Source organism: Streptomyces himalayensis subsp. himalayensis, assembly GCF_013778455.1.
In the GTDB taxonomy this organism is placed as follows: Bacteria; Actinomycetota; Actinomycetes; order Streptomycetales; family Streptomycetaceae; genus Streptomyces; species Streptomyces himalayensis.
Genome location: NZ_JACEHE010000001.1, coordinates 199,077 through 221,086 on the forward strand (window position 1 = coordinate 199,077; position 22,010 = coordinate 221,086).

At 69.7% G+C, this 22,010-nt stretch carries 19 protein-coding genes, 2 tRNA genes and 1 pseudogene; 11 read left to right on the plus strand and 11 right to left on the minus strand.

Translation table 11 applies throughout. The features are described 5' to 3' along the window. Positions 1–157: 157 nt before the first annotated feature. Together H1D24_RS00905 and H1D24_RS00910 are read left to right on the plus strand one after the other, a co-directional pair. Positions 158–307, plus strand: coding sequence for a hypothetical protein (locus H1D24_RS00905; RefSeq protein WP_181655918.1), 150 nt, complete (start codon positions 158–160; stop codon positions 305–307). 115 nt (positions 308–422) lie between these two features. Continuing rightward, positions 423–1,514 carry a YlbL family protein gene (locus H1D24_RS00910; protein ID WP_181655381.1) on the plus strand — a complete coding sequence of 364 codons (1,092 nt, stop codon included), beginning with the start codon at positions 423–425 and terminating at the stop codon, positions 1,512–1,514. 33 nt (positions 1,515–1,547) lie between these two features. Here the strand turns inward: H1D24_RS00910 and H1D24_RS00915 are convergent, their stop codons facing one another. Beyond that, on the minus strand, positions 1,548–2,105 hold the full coding sequence (locus H1D24_RS00915; protein WP_181655382.1) for a PPA1309 family protein: 558 nt from the start codon (positions 2,103–2,105) through the stop codon (positions 1,548–1,550). A 134-nt stretch (positions 2,106–2,239) separates the two neighbouring features. On the opposite strand from H1D24_RS00915, the gene H1D24_RS00920 reads away from it, so the two are divergent. The 4 genes from H1D24_RS00920 to H1D24_RS00935 all read left to right on the plus strand — a co-directional run bounded on the left by H1D24_RS00920 (position 2,240) and on the right by H1D24_RS00935 (position 7,835). After that, positions 2,240–5,212 carry a UPF0182 family membrane protein gene (locus tag H1D24_RS00920; RefSeq protein WP_181655866.1) on the plus strand — a complete coding sequence of 991 codons (2,973 nt, stop codon included), beginning with the start codon at positions 2,240–2,242 and terminating at the stop codon, positions 5,210–5,212. A 45-nt stretch (positions 5,213–5,257) separates the two neighbouring features. Beyond that, positions 5,258–5,331: transfer RNA gene (locus tag H1D24_RS00925), tRNA-Met, on the plus strand. 294 nt (positions 5,332–5,625) lie between these two features. After that, entirely contained in the window at positions 5,626–7,656 is a 2,031-nt protein-coding gene (locus tag H1D24_RS00930; RefSeq protein ID WP_181655383.1) for a tetratricopeptide repeat protein, read from the plus strand. A 105-nt stretch (positions 7,657–7,761) separates the two neighbouring features. Next, positions 7,762–7,835 (plus strand) — tRNA-Met (locus tag H1D24_RS00935). 83 nt (positions 7,836–7,918) lie between these two features. On the opposite strand, the gene H1D24_RS00940 is transcribed toward H1D24_RS00935, so the two are convergent. The 4 genes from H1D24_RS00940 to H1D24_RS00955 form a co-directional block, all read right to left on the minus strand. Then, positions 7,919–9,055, minus strand: coding sequence for an ABC transporter substrate-binding protein (locus tag H1D24_RS00940; protein WP_181655384.1), 1,137 nt, complete (start codon positions 9,053–9,055; stop codon positions 7,919–7,921). A 38-nt stretch (positions 9,056–9,093) separates the two neighbouring features. Beyond that, complete coding sequence (locus tag H1D24_RS00945; RefSeq protein ID WP_181655385.1) at positions 9,094–9,981, minus strand: ABC transporter permease; 888 nt, start codon at positions 9,979–9,981, stop codon at positions 9,094–9,096. Beyond that, entirely contained in the window at positions 9,978–10,781 is an 804-nt protein-coding gene (locus tag H1D24_RS00950) for an ABC transporter ATP-binding protein (RefSeq protein WP_181655386.1), read from the minus strand. Before H1D24_RS00950 ends, H1D24_RS00945 begins: the two co-directional genes overlap by 4 nt. A 159-nt stretch (positions 10,782–10,940) precedes the next feature. Next, complete coding sequence (locus tag H1D24_RS00955; protein ID WP_181655387.1) at positions 10,941–11,357, minus strand: Fur family transcriptional regulator; 417 nt, start codon at positions 11,355–11,357, stop codon at positions 10,941–10,943. A 140-nt stretch (positions 11,358–11,497) separates the two neighbouring features. On the opposite strand from H1D24_RS00955, the pseudogene H1D24_RS00960 reads away from it, so the two are divergent. Further along, positions 11,498–11,659: pseudogene (locus H1D24_RS00960) on the plus strand (transcriptional repressor); the annotation flags it as partial. Positions 11,660–11,707: 48 nt separating this feature from the next. Then, on the plus strand, positions 11,708–13,924 hold the full coding sequence (gene katG, locus H1D24_RS00965; RefSeq protein ID WP_181655388.1) for a catalase/peroxidase HPI: 2,217 nt from the start codon (positions 11,708–11,710) through the stop codon (positions 13,922–13,924). 89 nt (positions 13,925–14,013) lie between these two features. On the opposite strand, the gene H1D24_RS00970 is transcribed toward katG, so the two are convergent. Together H1D24_RS00970 and hisN are read right to left on the minus strand one after the other, a co-directional pair. After that, entirely contained in the window at positions 14,014–14,421 is a 408-nt protein-coding gene (locus H1D24_RS00970; RefSeq protein ID WP_181655389.1) for a CBS domain-containing protein, read from the minus strand. Between the two features lie 198 nt (positions 14,422–14,619). Then, positions 14,620–15,420 (minus strand): histidinol-phosphatase, encoded by an 801-nt coding sequence (gene hisN, locus H1D24_RS00975; protein WP_181655390.1) that lies wholly within the window; start codon positions 15,418–15,420, stop codon positions 14,620–14,622. 158 nt (positions 15,421–15,578) lie between these two features. Between hisN and H1D24_RS00980 the strand changes: the two genes are divergently transcribed. After that, positions 15,579–16,193 (plus strand): TetR/AcrR family transcriptional regulator, encoded by a 615-nt coding sequence (locus H1D24_RS00980; RefSeq protein WP_181655391.1) that lies wholly within the window; start codon positions 15,579–15,581, stop codon positions 16,191–16,193. Positions 16,194–16,342: 149 nt separating this feature from the next. Here H1D24_RS00980 and H1D24_RS00985 read toward each other — a convergent pair whose 3' ends face one another. The 4 genes from H1D24_RS00985 to H1D24_RS01000 form a co-directional block, all read right to left on the minus strand. Further along, positions 16,343–16,666: a DMT family transporter gene (locus tag H1D24_RS00985; RefSeq protein WP_181655867.1), complete on the minus strand. Its 324-nt coding sequence runs from the start codon at positions 16,664–16,666 to the stop codon at positions 16,343–16,345. Positions 16,667–16,830: 164 nt separating this feature from the next. Then, entirely contained in the window at positions 16,831–17,856 is a 1,026-nt protein-coding gene (gene rsgA / locus H1D24_RS00990) for a ribosome small subunit-dependent GTPase A (RefSeq protein ID WP_181655392.1), read from the minus strand. An 18-nt stretch (positions 17,857–17,874) separates the two neighbouring features. Continuing rightward, positions 17,875–19,215 carry a 3-phosphoshikimate 1-carboxyvinyltransferase gene (gene aroA / locus H1D24_RS00995; protein ID WP_181655393.1) on the minus strand — a complete coding sequence of 447 codons (1,341 nt, stop codon included), beginning with the start codon at positions 19,213–19,215 and terminating at the stop codon, positions 17,875–17,877. 167 nt (positions 19,216–19,382) lie between these two features. After that, positions 19,383–20,114: a M50 family metallopeptidase gene (locus H1D24_RS01000; protein WP_181655394.1), complete on the minus strand. Its 732-nt coding sequence runs from the start codon at positions 20,112–20,114 to the stop codon at positions 19,383–19,385. Positions 20,115–20,196: 82 nt separating this feature from the next. Between H1D24_RS01000 and H1D24_RS01005 the strand changes: the two genes are divergently transcribed. Together H1D24_RS01005 and H1D24_RS01010 are read left to right on the plus strand one after the other, a co-directional pair. Further along, positions 20,197–21,012, plus strand: coding sequence for an SOS response-associated peptidase (locus tag H1D24_RS01005; protein ID WP_181655395.1), 816 nt, complete (start codon positions 20,197–20,199; stop codon positions 21,010–21,012). An 86-nt stretch (positions 21,013–21,098) separates the two neighbouring features. Then, entirely contained in the window at positions 21,099–21,734 is a 636-nt protein-coding gene (locus H1D24_RS01010; protein WP_181655396.1) for an alpha/beta hydrolase family protein, read from the plus strand. Positions 21,735–22,010 lie beyond the last annotated feature (276 nt).

The following is a 22,010-nucleotide window of genomic DNA, read 5'->3' on the forward strand; positions in this document are numbered from 1 at the left end:
CCAGGCGCCAGGCCGACGTGCCTACTTGCCGAAAAACATTCCAGTTGCGTAACCGCACCCCTGCCGTGAGCGTTGACGGTGCGGATGGTTAATCTGCTGATCAGTCAGTTGCGGTCGCTTGTGGGGTTGGGAGGACGGCATGGCGGCGCTCGCGTGGTTGCTGATTCCGCTTGTGGCCGCGATCGGCGCGGGCGTGTGGGGCAGCTGGGCCACCAGGCACCGCGGAGCGGGGGACGGCCCGGAGCTCGCCGGCTATGAGCGCTTCCGCGAGGCGATGGAGAGGTCCCACGGCACCGACGCGGCCTGACCCGTCCCCGGGCCACGTACGGACGGCCCGGGCAGTGCACTGACAGACCCGTCCCCGGGCCACGTACGGACGGCCCGGGCAGTGCACTGACAGACCCGTCCCGTACTGTCGTTCCATGCCACGCCGCACTGCGACGATGCTCGCCTCCACTCTGATGCTGATCGCGCTGCTCTGCGCAGGCGTGCTCATCCAAGTGCCCTACTCGGAGATGACGCCGGGCCCCACGGTGAACACGCTCGGCGATCACGACGGCGAGCCGGTGCTGCAGATTTCCGGCCACAAGACCTACCCGACGACCGGCCACCTCAACATGACGACGGTCAGGGTCACCAGCGCCGACTACAACATGAACCTGGTCCAGGCCGTCTACGGCTGGCTGGCACACGACAGCAAGATGGTTCCGCACGAGACCCTCTACCCGGACGGCAAGACCGAGGAGCAGTCGACCCAGGAGAACGCCGAGGAGTTCAGCCAGTCCCAGGAGAGCGCCAAGGTCGCCGCCCTGAAGGAGCTGGATGTCCCCGTGAGGTCGTGGGTGATCGTCGAGTCGGTGCTCAAGAACAGTCCGGCCGTCGGCAAGCTCCACGCGGGCGACGTCATCAAGGCCGTGGACGGCACGAGTGTCAAGGAGCCGCAGGACGTCGCGGACCTCGTCACCAAGCACAAGCCCGGCGAGAACGTCGTCTTCACCGTCGTCCCCGCCAAGGAGCAGGCCGCTGCCGAGAAGGAGGGCAAGGAGGCGACCCGCACCCAGAAGATCACGATCACCACAAAGAAGGCGGACGACGGTGACCGCGCGATCGTCGGCATCCAGGCCGGAACCGATCACACGTTTCCGTTCACCATCGACATCAAGCTCGCCGATGTGGGCGGCCCGAGCGCCGGTCTGATGTTCGCCCTCGGCATCGTCGACAAGCTCACGCCGGACAGTCTCACCGGCGGCAAGTTCGTCGCAGGCACCGGCACCATCGACGACAGCGGCAAGGTAGGCCCGATCGGCGGGATCGAAATGAAGACGGTCGGCGCCCGCGACAAGGGCGCGCAGTACTTCCTGACCCCCAAGGACAACTGCGCGGCGGCCGCCAAGGAGGTCCCCGAGGGGCTCACGCTCGTCAAGGTCAACACCATCGACGATGCGCTGAACTCACTCGAGGACATCCGGGAGGGCAAGACGGCCGACCTGCCCCGGTGCACCACCAAGGGGTAGCGCACGGGAGCCGGAACGAGGACTGCTCCTCGCCTACTCCTCGAAGGTCGCGACCAGCGCGTCGGCGAGGCCCGGCACCAGGTCGGAGCCCGTGAGCACCTCGGTCGACGAGTCCTTCTCGCGCAGCCGCAGCGCCGACTCGCGCTCCCCGTCGCGCAGCACCGCGACGGTCATCCGCACCTCCTGGCGCTCCGGATGCTCGGCGACCCACTTCGCGAGCTGTGCCCCGTCCAGGCTGTCCGGTACGGAGGCCTCCGCGGACGACGGAAGCATCAGCCGCTCCACGGAGAGCGCACAGCCCACCACGGCGTCGGGCCATGCGATCGTGCCGAGGAACTCGTCCAACGGACTGTCCGCCGGAAGTTCGTCCTGCTCGATGGGGGTGAAGGCGCCGGTGGACGCGTCATCGGTGAGGCCGAGGCGCTCCGCGAGCCCCGGCTCCTGGGAGCGCAGCTGAGCGGTGTCGACGAGCGCGAACAGCCGGGCCGGCTGGTCCCAGCCGAGCCCTGCGACGTACTCGTCGATCTCGAGAACGGCACGGGTGAGCGGACCGGCCGCCATGGGGGTGCCTGAGGAGGCGGTGTTGGACATGGTCACAATCCTGCCTCGTTCCACCCCGGAACCGGGAACTGAGTAAAGCATCAGTAAGTTGCATAGGTGTGGCCCGGCGATCGCGGGGCCGAGAGACCGACAGCGACTTCGAGGTGCGCACCTTGGCTTTCCAGATGCCGGACCGCGGCGGAGGCCCGACAGGGCCGCGGATGAGAGTAGGCCGACCGTCCCGGCGTGTCCGGACTCTGCTGATGACACTGGGCGTGCTGGCCGCCTTGGCCATGGCGTTCGTCATGTTCGCAGGGTTCTGGACGGACTGGCTCTGGTACCGGTCGGTGAAATACTCGTCCGTCTTCACGACCACCCTGTGGACCAAGATCGGGCTGTTCTTCGTCTTCGGGCTGCTGATGGCCCTGGCCGTCGGCGTCAACGTATGGCTGGCACACCGGCTGCGGCCGCCGCTGAGCGCCATGTCGATGGAGCAGCAGAACCTCGACCGCTACCGCATGGGCATCGCCCCGTACAAGAAGTGGGTCCTGCTCTCGGTCGCCGCGCTGGTCGGGCTGATCGCGGGCGCCTCCGCGGCCGGGCAGTGGCGTATCTGGCTGATGTGGGTCAACGGCGTGCCCTTCGGCCAGAAGGACCCGCAGTTCAACCTCGATGTGTCGTTCTACGCGTTCGACCTGCCCTGGTACCGCTTCCTGCTGGGCTTCGGCTTCGCCGCCGCGGTGCTGTCGCTGATCGCCGCCGCCCTCACCCACTATCTGTACGGCGGGCTGCGCATCACCAGCCCGGGCGCGCGCGCAACGGCCGCCGCCACCGGCCATCTGTCGGTGCTGCTCGGCCTCTTCGTCGCGCTGAAGGCCGTGGCCTACTGGCTCGACCGGTACAGCCTGGCGGTGAAGTCCAGCGACTTCAAGGCCACGGACAACTGGACGGGCCTCAGGTACGTCGACGCCAACGCGTACCTGCCGGCCAAGACGATCCTGTTCTGCATCGCCGTGATCTGCGCGCTGCTGTTCTTCGCCACGCTGTGGCGGCGCACCTGGCAGCTTCCGTTGATCGGCTTCGGTCTGCTGGTGCTCTCCGCGATCCTCATCGGCGGGCTGTACCCGGCGATCGTGCAGCAGTTCCAGGTCAAGCCGAACGAGCAGGCCAAGGAGATCCCGTACATCGAGAAGAACATCGAGGCAACGCGCAAGGCGTACGGCATCGACGGCGTGAAGATCGACGGGATCTCGGGCACGGGCGACAACGGCAACGCCAAGGAGCAGCGCGATCAGGCCGATTCGGTCGCTAGCTACCGGCTGAACGACCCGAACGTGGTCTCGCCGACGTTCCAGCAGCTGGAACAGGAGCGGAAGTACTACCAGTTCCCGACCACGCTGGACATCGACCGGTACAACGGCCAGGACACGATCATCGGTCTGCGTGAGCTGAACCTCGACCGCGTCGACAAGAAGAACTGGATCAACCAGCACTTCATCTACACGCACGGGTACGGCGCCATCGCGGCCAAGGGCACCGAGATCCAGCAGGGTTCCGACGGCTCCCCGGCCTTCACCGAGCAGGGCCTGCCCACCTCCGGCACCTTCAACAAGGGCTACGAGCAGCGGATCTACTTCGGCGAGAAGACCACCCAGTACTCGATCGTGGGCGGGCCCCAGAAGGAGCTCGACTACGAGGAGGCGGGCGGCCAGAAGACGTACCAGTACCAGGGCAAGGGCGGCATTGACCTGTCGAACCCGCTGAACCGCGCCGCTTACGCGGCCGCCTTCAGCGAGCCGCAGATGCTTTACTCCGGTGCCATCGGCGAGGGATCGGAGATCCTCTACAACCGCACGCCCAAGGAGCGCGTCGAGGCGGTCGCGCCCTGGCTGACCATCGACGGTGACGCCTACCCGACCGTCATCGGCAAGCGGGTCGTGTGGGTCGTCGACGCGTACACCACCACGAACGGCTATCCGTACGCATCGCGCACGACGCTCGGCACCACCACCACGGACGCGCTCACGGACGACGACAGCCAGCGCACGCTGGTCGCCCAGCAGAACCAGGTCAACTACATCCGCAACTCGGTGAAGGCGACCGTCGACGCCTACGACGGCACAGTCACCCTCTACACGTGGGACGAGAAGGACCCGGTCCTGAAGACGTGGAAGAACGCGTTCCCGGGCACGGTGAAGGCGAAGGCCGACATCCCGGCCGAGCTGAAGCAGCATCTGCGGTACCCGCAGGACCTGTTCAAGGTGCAGCGCGAGCAGCTGGGCGTCTACCACGTCACCAACGCCGACCAGTTCTACAACGCGAGTGACGTGTGGCAGGTACCGAACGACCCGACGAGCGGCGACCGCGTCGCCGTACCGCCGTACTACCTGTCGCTGAAGATGCCCGGCGACGACCAGCAGAGGTTCTCGCTGACGACCACCTTCACCCCGAGCGGACGGCCGAACCTGGCCGCGTACATGGCGGTGGACGCCGATGCGAACAGCGACCAGTACGGCACATTGCGGCTGCTCAGGATCACCGGCGAGTCCGAGGTCGACGGACCGGTGCAGTGGCAGAGCAAGTTGAGCTCGATCCCCGCGGTCCAGGAGTTCACGCGGAACGCGGAGACGTCGAAGTCGAACATGATCTTCGGCAATCTGCTCGCGGTGCCCATGGGCAACGGATTCCTGTACGTCGAACCGATCTATGTGCAGGGCAGCAACGCCGAGTATCCGCTGCTGAAGAAGGTCGCGGTGTCGTACGGAGGCAAGACCGCCTTCGAGGACACGCTCGACCAGGCGCTCAACAAGGTCTTCGGGGCCGAGGGAGCCACGCAGCCACCAGCCGAGGAACAGCCGGCCGAGCCGCCGACATCGGAGAACCCGACGGTGCAGGAGGCGCTCGACGATGCGCAGAAGGCCTTCGAGGCCGGACAGGAAGCCCTCAAGAAGGGCGACTGGGAGGCGTACGGCCAGGCGCAGAAGGACCTCGAGGACGCGCTGAAGCGGGCGGAGGATGCTCAGTCCAGGACCGCTGACAAGCCGGGGGACACGTCGGGCGACAAGTCCGGTGAGACCTCGGGCGACCAGAGCAGCAGCCAGGACAGCAGCAGTAACGAGGCGGCCGGCGGCGGCCAGAGCAGCGACAGCACGACCTGACCAGGGCGGCTCCGTCTCGCGTCGTGATACTGTTCCAGAACACGGCGCGGGGTGGAGCAGCTCGGTAGCTCGCTGGGCTCATAACCCAGAGGTCGCAGGTTCAAATCCTGTCCCCGCTACTGAAGTATCGAAGGCCCGGATCCATTCAGGATCCGGGCCTTCGGCATGTCTGCGTTCGCCGACTTGGTTCCCTCGCTCGCCGCCCCGGTTCCGTCGCTTGCCGCCCCGGTTCCGTCCGTGAGTTCACCCGTGAGAGCTGTTGACGACTGACGCTTGTACGAAGACTGCTCCAGGCGGTGGGAGTTGGGGATTCTGTGTTTCACTTGTCTCTCTGTGGGCATGTCGACAAAACGCTGAAGTGACCTCAATGGCTGCGGTATACCAGGTGTACCCAGGTTGCAGGTGGTGCGACGATGGACGTTATGGGGGACAAGGCAACTCTGTACGAGACGGGGCGGTTTGTGCATGCGGCCGACCGGGACGAGACCGGTGCGGCCGCGGAAGAGGCACGCAGGCGGCTCGCCGCCGCGAGCGGCGACGTCGAGGCGATGAGCGTCCTCGGGGCCATGCTGCTGCGCCGCGGCGACCTCGACGGGGCCGAGCCCCAGCTGCGCGCGGCCACCGCGGCCGGTGACCGTGCGGCCGCCAACAACCTGGGCGTCCTTCTGCACCAGCGCGGCTACGCCGACGAGGCGGCCGGATGGTGGCGTATCGCCGCCGTCGCGGGCTCCGCGGCAGCCGCACACGCGCTCGGCCGTTACCACCGCGAGCGCGGCGACGAGCCGGCGGCGGAGTACTGGCTGCGTCAGTCCGCCGAACAGGGCCATGCCCTCGGCGCGTACGCCCTCGCAGATCTCCTCGAGCACCGCAGCGACTCGGAGGCGGAAACCTGGATGCGGGCCGCCGCCGACCGTGGCCACCGCGAGGCCGCATACCGGCTGGCCCGGACGCTCGACCGGCGCGCGGCACAGGAGCACGGCGACGGCGCCCGCGTGGGCACGGTCCACGGGCACGCGGGCACGGTCCCGGCGCAGCGGCGACGCACGGCCGACAAGTCGCAGGCAACTGCGTCCGACGCCGCGCCGGACGGGGACGGAGGCCTGCCGGAAGGGAACGGCAGGCCGGAAAGGGGCGGCGTCAGGTCGTCAGGGAACGGCGTCAAGGTGGATAGGGGCAGCGTCAGGCCGGAGGGTGATGGCGTCAGGCCGGACGGGGACGGTCCGCCCGCGCTGACGCTCGCCCGGGAGGCCGAGCAGTGGTACCGGCAGGCGGCAGCCCGTGGGCACCGGCGCGCAGCGCTCCAGCTCGGCGCGATCCTCGAGAAGCGGGGGGAGCTGAAGGAGGCAGGGCGCTGGTATCTGACGTCCGCCAAGGACGGCGAAGCGCGTGCCGCGTGCGCGCTCGGCTTTCTGCTGCGCGACGCCGGGGACGAGGAGAACGCCGCGGTGTGGTGGCTCAAGGCCGCCCACGAAGGCGACGGCAACGCCGCCAACGCGCTGGGCGCCCTGCACGCCGAGCGCGGCGAGCCCCAGACCGCCGAGCGCTGGTACCGGGCGGCCATGGACGCGGGCGACGTCAACGGCGCCTACAACCTCGGCCTGCTCTGCGCCGGCCAGGGCCGCACCGCACAGGCCGAGCAGTGGTACCGGCGCGCCGCCTACGCCGGCCACCGTGAGGCCGCCAACGCGCTCGCCGTACTGCTGCTGCAGGGGGGCGACGCGGCCGGCGCCGAACCGTGGTTCTCCAAGGCCGCCGAGGCGGGCAGCGTGGACGCCGCGTTCAATCTCGGCATCCTCTGTGCGGGCCGCGGCCAGGAGGCGGGCGCGCAGCAGTGGTACGAGCGGGCCGCCGCGGCCGGGCACACCGAGGCCGCCCTCCAGGCCGGCATCGGCCGTCTGCGGGAAGGCGACGAGCGGGCCGCCGAGCGGCATCTGCGGTGCGCGGCGGGCGGCGGCAGCGCGGAGGCGGCGTACCGGCTCGCGAGCCTCCTGGACGCACGGCGCCCGCCGGCGAAGGCCCACGAACTCGGTGAGCCCGCGACGGAGAAGACCGAGTGCGAGGAGTGGTACGAGCGGGCCGCCGAGCAGGGGCACCGGCGCGCCCAGGTCCGGGTCGGCATGCTTGCCGCCGCTCGCGGCGACGTGGTCGAGGCGGCGCGCTGGTACCGGGAGGCGGCCGAGGCCGGCAGCCGGAACGGCGCATTCAACCTCGGGCTGCTGCTCGCCCGCGAGGGCAGCGAGCCGGAGGCCGCGCTGTGGTGGACACGGGCGGCCGACGCCGGGCACGGGCGTGCGGCGCTCCGGCTCGCGCTGCTCTACGCGCGTCGGGGTGAACTGGTGGAGGGGCAGCAGTGGTGCGACCGGGCGGTCGCGCTGGGGCCGGGGGAGGTCGCGGAGAGGGCTGCGCGGTTGCGGGACGCACTTCGGCAGGAGCTCTCTGCTTAGGTCTGCTCAGGGCACCGGACACGGCTCCGTCGGCCACCGCCCCCCGCCCGCCGTGAAAGCGATTTGCTCTCGCGCGTCGGGCTCGCGTAATGTGGGGTTCACCGACGCGGGGTGGAGCAGCTCGGTAGCTCGCTGGGCTCATAACCCAGAGGTCGCAGGTTCAAATCCTGTCCCCGCTACTGAAACGGAAGGCCCGGATCCACAGGATCCGGGCCTTCCGGCTTTCGTGGCCGTGCAGTGAGTGGCCGCCTACGGTTTGCGCCTACGGTTTGTGGCCGACCGCCTCCTCGTACAGGGCGCGGTTCACCGCCTTCTCCTCCGGCACCGGATCACCCTCGGAGACGCCCGCCGCGGTGTACGCGGCCTGGAGCCGGTCCGTCGTGCCCGAGCGGATCTCCCAGTCCATGCGCAGCGACGGGGTGGACTCCAGGACGGCCTCGTCCGTCTTCAGGAGCTTCGCCAGCTCGGCGACGAAGGACTTGTCCGATTTGTAGTCGCCGGCGAAGTAGGTGTTCACCGTGCGGATGTAGGCGCGCAGCAGGGCCACGCCCGCGTTCACGTCCTCGTTCAGCAGTTCCGGCCCGAACAGCATGCCGCCGAGCGGCTCGCCGGGCGGCTGGCCGCCCAGGAACGCGTAGCGGTCGTCGCCGTCGACCTTGCGCCACACCGGGTCGAGCAGCCAGGCCGAGTCGACGCCGCCGTTCTGGAGGGCTGTCAGGACGTCGGCCGAGCCCAGCTGCTGGAACTGGATCTTGTCGAGGCCGCCGCCGTGCTTCTTCAGCGCCTTGTTCATCGGGTACGCGATGACCGAGCCCTTGCCGATCATGGTGCCGAGCTTGCGGCCCGCCATCGGGACGTGCTCCGCGCTCTCGTTCTCCTTGAGCCGCACCCAGAGGCCGCTCTTCGATTCCGGGTCCGGCGAGAAGTTCCCGGCCACCCACTTGATGTCGAACCCGCCGTTGATGCCGTTCATCACCGCGGCCTCGGGCGCCGCCCACTGTGCGTCGATGTCGCCCTTCGCAAGGAGTGGCAGGGCGTCCGGGGTCGGCAGCACCTTGAGCTCGACGTCCAGGTTCTCCTTCGCGAACTCGCCCTTCTCCAGGGCCACGGTCAGCGGTGCCACGTACTCGGCGCTCAGGGTGCCGGTGGCGATCGTCAGTTTGCGTTTCTTCGCGAGCGGCTGCGGGGCGGGCGCGCCCTTGTCGCAGCGGGCGGGCTCCCGGTCCGCGGACAGGTCGGCAGGGTCCGTCCAGCTGCCCTCGCCGCAGCCGGACACCGCCTTGACGGCGCGGGGCTTTGTGGCAGCCCCGGTGCTCGAGCCGTCGTTCTTCGCACAGCCCGCCGAGGCGAGCAGGGCCCCGGCGACGAGCAGGGCGGTCGCGACAGTACGGGTGTGCATCAACCCTCCGTACGGCAGTTTCGAAAGCGTCCGACGTGTCATGACTGGCCCCGCCCCCGGTCGCGCGGGGCCCACGGAGTGAGCAGCCGGCCGACGAGTCGTACGACCTCGGAGAAGACGACGCCCAGCACGGCGACACAGACGATGCCGACGAACATCACGTCGTTCTGGAAGAGCGCACGTGAATCGAAGATCAGATGGCCCAGGCCGTTCGTCGCGGCGATCTGCTCCGACGCGACGATCACGAGAACCGCGACACCCGCAGCGATCCGGGCGCCGACCAGCACCGCGGGAAGTGACGCGGGCAGGAGTACGTGGCGGAACATCTGCCACGGCGAGGCGCCGAAGACCTGCCCGGCGTCGCGGTGTCCCTCCGGGACGGCGAGCACGGCCGCCATCGTCGAGATCCAGACGAAGAAGAAGACCGTGGCCGCGACCAGCGCGACCTGCGGGCCCTCACCCAGGCCGAACATGTTCAGGAAGATCGGCAGCAGGGCCAGCTTGGGGACGACGTACAGGGCGTCGAGGAGGGGTTCCAGGGCGGCCCGTACGAGGGAGAGCGAGCCCATGAGCAGGCCGAGCGCGTAACCGGCCAGCGTGCCGATCGCGTATCCGGCGAGCACGCGCTTGAGCGTGGCCCATACGTCCGGCCAGAGATCGCCGTCCGCGGCCCGCTCCCAGCCGTCCGCGAGGATCGTGCTGGGCGCCGGGTAGACGCGGTCGTCGATCCAGGCCTGTACCGCGGCCAGCTGCCACAGCAGGACCAGGACGAGGGGCACGGCGACCGCCAGGGAGAGTTCCAGGGCGCGGCGCCTGCGGTGGGTGCGTACGGGGTTCAGCTCCTGCGGGCCGGGGCGGCGGACCAGTACCGCCTCGTCGCCGGCGCGTTCCTTGCGTACGTGTGCGGGTGCGGGGTGAATGCTCATGCCGGCACCGCCTCCCTGCGGACCTCGCCGCGCAGCAACTCCCACAGCTCGCTCTTGAGCGCGGTGAACTCCGGGGCCGAGCGGACGTCGCCGGAGCGCGGGCGGCCGAAGGGCGGGCGGCGCTCGGCGATGATCCGGCCCGGACGGGCCGACATGACGAGGACCCGGTCGCCGAGGACGATCGCCTCTTCCAGGCTGTGGGTGATGAAGAGGGTGGTGGTCCTGGTGGTCCCCGTGAGGTCGAGGAGCTCGTCCTGGAGGATCGTGCGCAGCTGGGCGTCCAGCGCGGCGAACGGCTCGTCCATCAGGAGGATCTCGGGCTCGACGGCGAGCGCACGGGCGATCGCCACGCGCTGTCGCATACCGCCGGAGAGTGTGGCGGGATAGGCGCCCACGAAGTCGGCGAGGCCCATGCGGACCAGCCAGTCGTGTGCACGGGCGTTCGCCTCGCGGCGCGGGACGCGCTGGATGTCGAGGCCGAAGCGGACGTTGGCCAGGACCGTCTTCCAGTCGTAGATGCCGTAGTCCTGGAAGATCATCGCGGCGGGACGGGGGGATGCGGTGCGGATCTGCAGCTCGCCCGTGGTGGGGCGGAGGAGGCCCGCGGCTATGCGGAGGAGGGTTGACTTTCCGCAGCCGGAGGGGCCGACGATGCAGGCGAACTCGCCGGGGGCGATGTCGAGGTCCACGGGCCCGAGAGCGTGGACCGCTCTCGGGCTCCGGCCGAAGGTGCGGGTGAGGGCGGTGGCCCTGAGTTTGGGGGCCTGGGTGGCTGTGGGGTTCGGGTGCGGCTCTCCCACGGGTCTTCTCCTTGCGGAGTGGGGATGTGTGAGCGCCGTCGACGATATGACGGACCGTCAGGATCTGGAAGAGGGTGCGCCGATGTGGGTTGGGGTGCTGCGGGTGGCAGCGCAAGAAGCCCCGGCGCCTTTCGGTGCCGGGGCTTCCAGGAGTGTGTGTCAGGCGCCCGCGCAGTTCGGGCAGACGCCTCGGTACGTGACCTCGACGTCCGAGATCGTGAAGCCGAAGCGCTCGGTGTCGGGGAGGTCGGCGAGCGGGTTGCCGCTCGGGTGGACGTCGCGGATGGCGCCGCACTGGCCGCAGACCAGGTGCTGATGCGGTCGGTGCGCGTTCGGGTCGTACCGCTTCGCGCGCTTGTCCGTGCTGACCTCGATCACTTCGCCGAGTGATACGAGCTCGCCCAGCGTGTTGTACACCGTCGCCCGGGAGATCTCGGGCAGCTTGGCAACGGCCCGGGCATGCACCTCGTCGGCCGTCAGGTGGACGTGTTCGCCGTCGAGGACCTCGGCCACGACACGCCGCTGCGCGGTCATTCGCCATCCGCGTCCGCGCAGTCGTTCCAACAGGTCACTCATGAAAACCAGCCTAACAGCAGGGGGACCAGATTCCGAACGGGTGTGACTTTGGAAGATTACTTGACTTAGACATTGTCTATCGTAGGATCGAGCTCGGCTTTGGCCAAGCGACAGGAACAGGCAGAAGTGACGTGGGCACCATGACCGAACCCCGCATTCCGACCACCGCCGCGGAGCCGCGCGGTGCCGGTCCCCGGGTGAAGGCCGCCCGCGTCCCGCTGCACGAGACCGTCCGGGACGGTGAACACCTCGGCGTCGACGCGACCGCCTCCGGGGTGCGCGATCGCGTAGGCCACATCTCCCCCCGCAGTTCCTGATCACCGTGATCCGCCTAGTCCGGAAGGATTCCCATGACTCAGAACCACGACGCGATCGTCACTGACGACAAGCCGGAGGAGGCAGGTCGCTGCCCGGTCGCGCACGGGCGCGCCCCGCACCCGACTCAGGGCGGCGGTAACCGCCAGTGGTGGCCGGAACGGCTCAACCTGAAGATCCTGGCCAAGGACCCGGTCGTCGCGAACCCGCTCGGCGAGGAGTTCGACTACGCCGAGGCGTTCCAGGCCCTTGACCTGGCGGCCGTGAAACAGGACATCGCCGAGGTGCTGACCACCTCGCAGGACTGGTGGCCCGCCGACTTCGGCAACTACGGCCCGCTGATGATCCGGATGGCCTGGCACAGCGCCGGCACCTACCGCATCAGCGACGGTCGCGGCGGTGGCGGCCGTGGTCAGCAGCGCTTCGCGCCGCTGAACAGCTGGCCGGACAACGGCAACCTCGACAAGGCCCGCCGCCTGCTGTGGCCGGTCAAGAAGAAGTACGGCCAGTCCATCTCCTGGGCCGACCTCATGATCCTCACGGGTAACGTCGCGCTGGAGCAGATGGGCTTCGAGACCTTCGGCTTCGGCGGCGGCCGCGCCGACGTCTGGGAGGCCGACGAGGACGTCTACTGGGGCCCCGAGACCACCTGGCTCGACGACCAGCGCTACACCGGCGACCGCGAGCTGGAGAACCCGCTCGGCGCCGTCCAGATGGGCCTCATCTACGTCAACCCGGAGGGCCCGAACGGCAACCCGGACCCGATCGCCGCGGCCCGCGACATCCGTGAGACGTTCCGCCGGATGGCGATGAACGACGAGGAGACGGTCGCCCTGATCGCGGGCGGTCACACCTTCGGCAAGACCCACGGCGCGGGCCCGGCGGACCACGTCGGCAACGACCCCGAGGCCGCCACGATGGAGGAGCAGGGCCTCGGCTGGAAGAACTCCTTCGGCACCGGCAAGGGCGCGGACGCCATCACGTCCGGCCTGGAGGTCACCTGGACCGCCACGCCGACCCAGTGGAGCAACGGGTTCTTCAAGAACCTCTTCGAGTACGAGTACGAGCTCACCCAGAGCCCGGCCGGCGCCCACCAGTGGGTGGCGAAGGACGCCCCGGAGATCGTCCCCGACGCGCACGACTCGTCGAAGAAGCACCGCCCGCAGATGCTCACCACGGACCTGGCGCTGCGCTTCGACCCGATCTACGAGCCGATCTCCCGTCGCTTCTACGAGAACCCCGACGAGTTCGCGGACGCCTTCGCCCGGGCCTGGTACAAGCTGACCCACCGCGACATGGGCCCGAAGTCGCTGTACCTCGGCCCGGAGGTCCCGGAGGAGACCCTGCTGTGGCAGGACCCGCTGCCGGAGGCCGAGGGCGAGGCCATCGACGCCGAGGACATCGCGGCCCTCAAGGCCAAGCTCCTCGACTCGGGGCTGACCGTCTCGCAGCTGGTGTCCACCGCGTGGGCGTCGGCCTCGACGTTCCGCGGCAGTGACAAGCGCGGCGGCGCCAATGGCGCCCGCATCCGCCTGGAGCCGCAGAGCGGCTGGGAGGTCAACGAGCCCGACCAGCTGGCACAGGTGCTGCGTGTCCTCGAGGGGATCAAGTCGGAGTTCGACTCCGGTGCCAAGAAGGTCTCCCTGGCCGACCTGATCGTGCTCGGCGGTGTCGCCGCCGTGGAGAAGGCCGCCAAGGACGCCGGCTTCGACGTCGAGGTGCCCTTCACCCCGGGCCGCGTCGACGCGACCGAGGAGCACACCGACGCGGAGTCCTTCGCCGCGCTGGAGCCCACCGCCGACGGTTTCCGCAACCACCTCGGCAAGGGCAACCGCCTCCCGGCCGAGTACCTGCTGCTCGACAGGGCGAACCTGCTCACCCTGAGCGCCCCCGAGCTGACGGTCCTCGTCGGTGGCCTCCGCGTCCTGGGCGCGAACAGCAACGGGTCGAAGCACGGCGTCTTCACCGAGACCCCGGGCAAGCTGACCAACGACTTCTTCGTCAACCTGCTCGACCTGGGCACGGAGTGGAAGTCGACGTCCGCGGACCAGACCACGTTCGAGGGCCGTGACGCCGACACGGGCGAGGTCAAGTGGACCGGCACCCGTGCCGACCTGGTCTTCGGCTCGAACTCCGAGCTGCGCGCGCTCGCGGAGGTCTACGCGAGCGACGACGCGAAGGAGAAGTTCGTGAAGGACTTCGTCGGGGCGTGGGACAAGGTCATGAACCTCGACCGGTTCGACCTCGTCTGACCTGTCGAACCACTGAGGGCCGGACCCTTCCCGGGGTCCGGCCCTCTCCGGCGCCCGTGCGGATGTGATCCGTACGGGCGCCGTCGCGATCAGCCCGCCAGCGACGTCGTATGCCGCCGGCTCGGTGCCCAGCAGCGGATGATGTCGCGTACCGAGACGATGCCGACCGGCTCGTGGCCGCGGTCGTCGAGCACGACCAGATGCCGGAAGCCGCCGTGCGTCATGGCGTCCGCGGCATCCTCGAGAGTCCATGTCGGGGCCGCGAAGACGACGTTGTTGGTGGTGTGGGTGCCGGCCTTCTCGCGGTCCGGGTCCTGGCCGAGACCGACTGAGTTCAGGATGTCGCGCTCGGTCAGTATGCCGAGCCCGCTCGTGTCGGGGTCGAGGACGACGGCCGCGCCGACACGGCGTGCCGACATCAGCTGGGCTGCCTGGCGGAGGGTGTGGTCGGGGCCGATGATGAGGACCAACGTGCTCATGGCGTCACGGACGAGCATGGGATGGAGCCACCTCCTGCGGTTCCGCTTCCGAGCCCCCGGTGCCCCGAGCAGAGCACCTGTTGAACCGTTCACAAGTTCACAAGTGGGGGGACTCCCAGGGTTGCAGCGAAGCGGGAACTCATCAAGGGGCGCGTACGGGCACCTGGCGCGCCTGGTTACGCGCCGTACCCGCCGACGTCAGTACCGCTGGTGACGTCAGTACCGCTGGTTCAGATAGCCCAGCAGCTCCTCGTGGAGCGGGCCGTTCGACGCGGCCGCGTTCCCGCTGTGCGGGCCAGGACGCCCGTCAAGGCCGGTGAACGTGCCGCCTGCCTCCGTCACGATGATCGCGTTGGCCGCCATGTCCCACAGGGACAGCTCCGGCTCCGCGCAGATGTCGACAGAGCCCTCGGCGACCATCATGTACGGCCAGAAGTCGCCGTAGCCGCGGGTGCGCCACACCGCCCGCGTGAGATCCAGGAAGCCGTCTAGCCGACCCTGCTCCTCCCAGCCGCTCAGGCTCGAGTACGCGAAAGATGCGTCGGCCAGCCGCGACACGCGCGAGACGTGCAGTCGGCTCGCGGACGTCAGGCTGCGCCCCGTGAACGCGCCGTGCCCCTTCGCCGCCCACCAGCGGCGGCCCAGCGCAGGCGCCGACACCACGCCGACCACCGGCTGGAAGCCGCCCTCGCCCGCCTCCATCAGCGAGATGAGCGTCGCCCAGACCGGCACACCGCGTACGTAGTTCTTGGTGCCGTCGATCGGGTCGATCACCCAGCGGCGCGGGCCCGTGCCCTCGATGCCGTACTCCTCGCCGAGGATCGCGTCGCGCGGGCGCGCCCGCCCGAGGTGGCCGCGGATGAGCTCCTCGGCCGCCTTGTCGGCCTCGCTCACCGGCGTCATGTCCGGTTTGGTCTCCACCTTGAGGTCGAGGGCCTTGAACCGGTCCATCGTCGCCGCGTCGGCGGCGTCCGCGAGGACGTGGGCGAGACGCAGGTCATCGTGATAGTCGGGCATGGGCGAACAGTATCGATCTCCTCGCGGATGCGGCCACATGGCCTCTGGGAGCAAGGACTGCACCGGTTCCCGTCCATTACGGGCAGTCACGTACGAACCCTTGACAGTGCTCGTGGGCGCGTCAACCCTGACACGGGAGCCGCTCGGCCGGGGAGGCGATGATGCCTGCAGCGCGGGAATCCTTGTTGGACGCGGCCTACATGGCGCTGGCGCGACGTCCGTGGTCCGGGGTGCGGATGGTCGACGTCGCGGCCGTGGCCGGGGTCTCGCGGCAGACTCTGTACAACGAGTTCGGAAGCAAGGACGGGCTCGCCCGCGCGCTGGTGCGCCGTGAGGCCGACGCGTATCTGTCGGGTGTCGACCGCGCCCTGGTGAGCCATGTCGAACCGCGGGAACGGCTCGCTGCCGCTGCCGAGTGGACCGTCGTGGCGGCGCGCGGGAACGTGCTGGTGCGGGCTGTGCTGACCGGGTGCTGGAGTGAGCGGCTGCCGTCGCTGACGCTTTCCGCCGTGCCGTCGTCGTCCGCTGTGCCGGCGCAGCGGCGGGCGGACGGGCCGTTGCCGTCGCCCTCCGACGTGGTCGGGCTTGTCCGGGACCGGGCTATGGCCTACCTGGCCCCGGCGGGTACCTCGAGGTACGAGGCGGTGGAGGTGGCGGGGGCGTGCGAGGTTGCCGTGCGGCTGGCTTTGTCGTGCGTGGTTGCCCCTGTGGGGGAGGGCGCGGTCGGGCAGCTGGTGCGGGAGGCGTTGGGCAGCGGTGCGCTGCGGTTGTGATCTTTCTGCGGGCGATCGCCCACAGTGTCAGCGCGACCGCCCGCGGTCAGTACGACCACCCAAAGTGTCAGCGCGACCGCATGCAGTCAGTACGACCACCCGCAGTGTCAGTACGACCACCCGCAGTGTCAGTACGACCGCCACCAGTGTCAGTGAGCCGACCCCGAGAGCTGGAGCCCGATCACGCCGACGATGACCAACGTGATCGAGACGATCTTCATCGTCGAGACCAGGTCGCCGAGGAAGACCATGCCGTAGATCGCGGTGCCCGACGCGCCGATCCCCGTCCACACCGCGTACGCCGGACCGATGTCGAGGCGTCGCAGGGCGAGCGTCAGCAGTCCGAAGCTGCCGAGCGCGAAGCAGGCGAAGGCGATCGTGGGCCAGAGTCTGGTGAAGCCGTGCGAGAGCTTGAGGCAGACCGCGAAGCCCGTCTCCAACAGACCGGCCACGATGACCAGCAGCCATGCCAACGCCATGTATCCGCCTCCCGCGTCAGGTGATCGCGTCAGATGACCGTTCCGTGACCGCTTCGTCTGGCTTGGATCCAGCTTGGTGCGATTATGCACTTACCGTTGCGGTCCCGGCGCAAACACCGGGAGGTCGGCCGGCGAACTCGGGACGTCGGTCGTGACGTTCAGTCGCCTTCGCGGCGCTCCCGGGTCGCCAGCAGCCGGCGCAGCGAGTACAGCCGTGCCGGATCAGCATGGCCCTCGGCCACCCATTCGTCGAGCGCGCAGTCCTGCTCGTCGTGGCTGCAGGCGCGCGGGCAGCCCTCCGTGCCGGGCTCCAGGTCCGGGAAGGCGTGGATGACCCGGGACGGGTCGACATGGGCGAGGCCGAAGGACCGTACGCCCGGAGTGTCTATCACCCAGCCGTCGCCCGCGCCGTCCCCGGCGCCGAGCAGGGGCAGGGCCAGGGCTGATGTGGTGGTGTGCCGGCCGCGGCCCGTCACCGCGTTGACGAGCCCGGTGGTCCGTCGGCGGTCCTCCGAGACCAGCGCGTTGACCAGCGTCGTCTTGCCCACACCGGAGTGGCCGACGAACGCGGTGATCTTTCCGTCGAGATGCTCGTGCACGCGCTCCGCGGCGCTGCCGTCCTCCAGCTCGCCACGGCTGGTGACGACATACCGGACACCGAAGGCGCCGTACATCTCGAGCAGCTTGTCCGGCGGGGCGAGGTCGGACTTGGTGAGGACGAGCAGCGGTTCGAGCCCCCCGTCGTACGCCGCGACCAGACAGCGGTCGATCAGGCGCGGCCGCGGCTCGGGGTCGGCGAGTGCGGTGACGATGGCGAGCTGGTCGGCGTTGGCGACGACCACGCGCTCGTACGGATCGTCGTCGTCGGCCGTGCGCCGCAGGACCGAGGTGCGCTCGGAGATCCGCACGATGCGGGCGAGGGTGTCCTTCTGGCCGGACAGATCGCCGACCAGGTGGACCCGGTCGCCTACGACGGCGGCCTTGCGGCCGAGCTCGCGGGCCTTCATCGCGAGGACGACGCGGTCCTCGACGAGGCAGGTCAGCCGCCCCCGGTCGACGGTGAGGACCATGCCCTCCGCGGCGTCCTCGTGCTTCGGGCGGATGCTCGTACGGGGCCGGTTGCCCTTGCGGTTGGGGCGGACCCGGACGTCGTCCTCGTCGGTGTGCTTGCCGTAGCGGCGCATGGCTCGGAATCCCGCCCGTCAGTTCCCGAGCATTCCGGCCCACATGTCGGGAAAGTCCGGCAGGGTCTTCGCCGTCGTCGCGACGTTCTCGATCTCCACGCCTTCCACGGCGAGGCCGATGACGGCGCCCGCGGTGGCCATGCGGTGGTCGTCGTACGTATGGAAGACGCCGCCGTGCAGCGGGCGCGGGCGGATGTGGAGCCCGTCCGCGGTCTCGGTGACGTCGCCGCCCAGCTCGTTGATCTCCTTGGTGAGGGCCGCGAGCCGGTCCGTCTCGTGCAGACGCAGATGGGCGACGCCGCGCAGGGTCGACGGGGAGTCGGCGAGGGCCGCCACGGCCGCGATGCCGGGGGTGAGCTCGCCGACCTCGCTCAGGTCGGCGTCGATGCCGTGGATCGAGCCGGAGCCGGTGAACACCAGGCCCTGATCGGTCAGCTCGCAGGAGCCGCCCATCTCGGTGAAGAGCTGGCGCAGCCGGTCGCCGGGCTGGGTGGTGCGCTCGGGCCAGTCCGGGATGACGACACGGCCGCCGGTGACCAGGGCCGCGGCCAGGAACGGCTGGGCGTTCGACAGGTCCGGCTCGATTGTGAGATCCACACCGAGCACGGCGCCCGGAGTGACCCGCCAGACGTTCGGTTCGCCGCCAGACTCCGGCGTGTCCACCTGGGCTCCGGCGTTGCGGAGCATGTCGACGGTCATCCGGATGTGCGGCATCGAGGGCAGGGCCGAGCCGATGTGGCGGACCTCGACGCCCTGGTTGAAGCGCGGGGCGGAGAGCAGCAGGGCGCTCACGAACTGCGACGACGAGGAGGCGTCGACCTCGACCGGACCGCCGTCCAGCGCTCCGCCGCCGAAGACGGTCATCGGCAGGGCACCGCGGCCGTCGTCGTCGATCCGCGCACCGAGGACGCGGAGGGCGTCGATCACGCCGTTCAGCGGACGCTCGTACGAGCGGGGGTCGCCGTCGAACCGCACGGGACCGTCCGCGAGCGCCGCGACCGGCGGCAGGAAGCGCATCACGGTGCCGGCGTTGCCGACGTCGACCGTGGCCGGCCCCTGGAGCCCCGAGGGGATGACGCGCCAGGCCTCGCCCGACGCGGCGGGGCCGCCGGCGACGGTGGAGCTGGAGGACACCGTCTCCTCGATGCCGACACCCATGGCGCGCAGACCGCCCGCCATCAGCAGCGTGTCGCGGGAGCGCAGCGGACGCCGCAGCCAGCCGGGCTCGGCGGCCAGGGAGGCCAGGACGAGGGCCCGGTTCGTGACCGACTTGGATCCGGGCACGTGGACCGTCGCGTCGACGGCCGCGCTCGCGTGCGGGGCGGGCCAGAGGTCGATGTGCGCTGGGTTCTCGGTCATGCCCCTCACTTTAGTGGTTGGCCATGTCCGGAGATCTTGATCAAATGTGGCGAAACCCATGCGAAACAGTGCGCTGATATGCGGCTGGGTGCGCATTCTCGTCGAACATCGGTCCGCTCGGCCCAACGGGTTGCTCTGACCGGCTCATACCGGGTCCCCTGACCGGCTCATACGTCGAGCAGCCACCGGCCGCCGCCGATGAGCGCGCAGAGCGACACGGCATGGAAGAGGAAGAGCCACATCCCCGCCGGAACGTGCGTGAGCCGCGACAACTGGTCCGCGTCCGAGTCGCCGGCACTGCCCCTCCGCCGCTTCGCCTGCAGTTCGAAGGCGGGCCGTACGCCGCCGAGGAGCAGGAACCACACCACGACGTACGCGAAGGCCGCCTGCACCTGCGGACCCGTGAGCCAGGAGACGAGCAGGAACGCACCGCCGGTGACGATCAGCGTCAGGGCGCCGTACGCGTTGCGGATCATCACCAGCATCGCGACGAGCAGGGCGGTGGCGAGCCACAGCAGGGCCGTGATGTGGTCCGCGGCAAGCAGTGCAGCGCCACCGAGGCCGAGCAGCGGGGGAGCGGTGTACCCGGAGGCCGCGGTGAGGATCATGCCCAGCCCGGTGGGCCTGCCGCGGCTGACAGTGAGGCCGCTGGTGTCGGAGTGCAGACGTATGCCGTCCAGGCGGCGGCCGGTGAGGAGAGCGACCAGGCCGTGACCGCCCTCGTGGGCGATGGTGATCGCGTTGCGGGCGAGCCGCCACGGGCGGTACGGCACGACCACGGCGAGCGCGACGGCCGCGGTGGCGAGCACCACCCACTGGTCGGGGTCCGGCTGGGTGCCGAAGACGCGGTCCCAGAGGGAGGCGAGTGATGCACTCGCGGTGGTCGTTGCGCTCTCCATGTCTGGGGCGGGCTCCTCTCGGGCGCGAAGCACCCTGGAAGGGTGGTGGTGGGAGACGGGTCGGGCTGGCAGTGTGGCACGTATGTGCGGACGGTATGCATCGAGTCGTAGGCCCGAGGATCTCGCAGGAATCTTTGAGATCGAGAAGTGGGACGCCAAGGAGACGCTGGAGCCCGACTACAACGTGGCTCCCACCAAGGACGTCTACGCGGTACTCGACCGTCCTCTGAAGGACGCCGACAGCCCACGACCGGTTCGCCAGCTGCGGACGCTCACCTGGGGACTCGTACCGTCGTGGGCCAAATCACCCGAGGGCAGGGCGCGGATGATCAACGCGCGTGCGGAGACGGTGCACGAGAAGCCGTCGTACCGGCGCGCCTTCTCCTCCCGGCGCTGCATCATCCCCGCCGACGGCTATTACGAGTGGGTGACCGGGTCCGCCGAGCGCGATCTCGAGGTCCAGGGCAAGAAGAAGCGGCCGCGGAAGCAGCCGTATTTCGTGACGCCCGCGGACGGGTCCGTCTTCGCGATGGCTGGGCTGTACGAGTTCTGGCGCGACCGGACGCTGCCGGACGATCATCAGCGGGCGTGGTGGGTGACGTGTGCCGTGATCACGACGGAGGCGGAGACCGGGCCGCTCGCGGTCGCCCCGGCGGAGGGGCCGGGGTCGTTGGCCCAGATCCATCCTCGGATGCCGTTGATGCTTCCGGCTGATCGGTGGGATGCGTGGCTGGATCCGTCTCGCACGGATCCTGAGGATCTGCGGGGCCTGCTTGCCCCGCCTCCCGAGGGGCTGATGCGGGCGTATCCCGTTTCCACGGCGGTCAGTGATGTGCGGAACAACGGGCCCGAGCTGTTGAAGGAGCTGGATGCCCCCGAGGTGGGCACCCTGTTCTGAGGGCTCACCCTCATGGGCCAGCGCGCCCTTCGTCGCGGGCACAGCCCACAGCAGTGCCCGCAGCGGTAGCGCGGCAGTATGGGGCTGTGACGCGTACTGAGAACGTCGAGACCGATGCTGGGGCGGCCCGCATCGCCTGGTATCCCGCTGAGCCGAAGGCGCGGATCGTGCTTGCTCTCGGGCATGGGGCCGGTGGGGGGACCGAGGCGCGGGATCTCCAGGCGCTCGCCGGGGTGCTGCCTGCGCGCGGGGTGACCGTCGCGCTCGTCGAGCAGCCCTGGCGGGTGGCCGGGAAGAAGGTGGCGCCCGCGCCGAAGACGTTGGACGTCGGATGGCGGGGGGTGTGGCCGGCGCTTGAGAAGCCCGGGCTGCCCGTCGTCTCCGGCGGCCGCAGCGCCGGGGCCCGCGTCGCCTGCCGTACGGCCGTCGAGCTGGGCGCCCACGCCGTGCTCGCCCTCAGCTTTCCGCTGCACCCGCCCGGCAAGCCGGAGAAGTCCCGCGCCGAGGAGCTGCTCGGCTCCGGCGTGCCCACACTCGTCGTCCAGGGCGGCAACGATCCCTTCGGGAGGCCGGAGGAGTTCCCGAAGGGGGACTACGAGCTCGTCGAGGTGCCGCACGGCGATCACGGGTTCGCCGTGCCGAAGAAGGCAGCGCTCGGCCAGGACGAGGCCCTGGAGATCATCACCGACGGTGTCGCCGAGTGGCTTGTGTCACTCGAATGACGCCATTGTTGCCTGCCGGGAATGTTCGAGCCCCGAACCACTGTTGTGGCGGACAGACGGTACCGACAGCCGGTACCGGACCGTTCGTAGTTCGTAGGAGAGGAAGTCCGCCGCATGGGTTCGACCATCTGCCCGAACCGCAGCAGCGCCGCTGACCTGGACTGGACGGTGCTGACCGCGGTCAAGAACGCCCCCATTCGGGCGGCGGGCGGACCGGATCGTCGTCTATCCTCCGATTCGAGTGGGGTCGGACGCGGCTCCGCCACATCGCTGGAG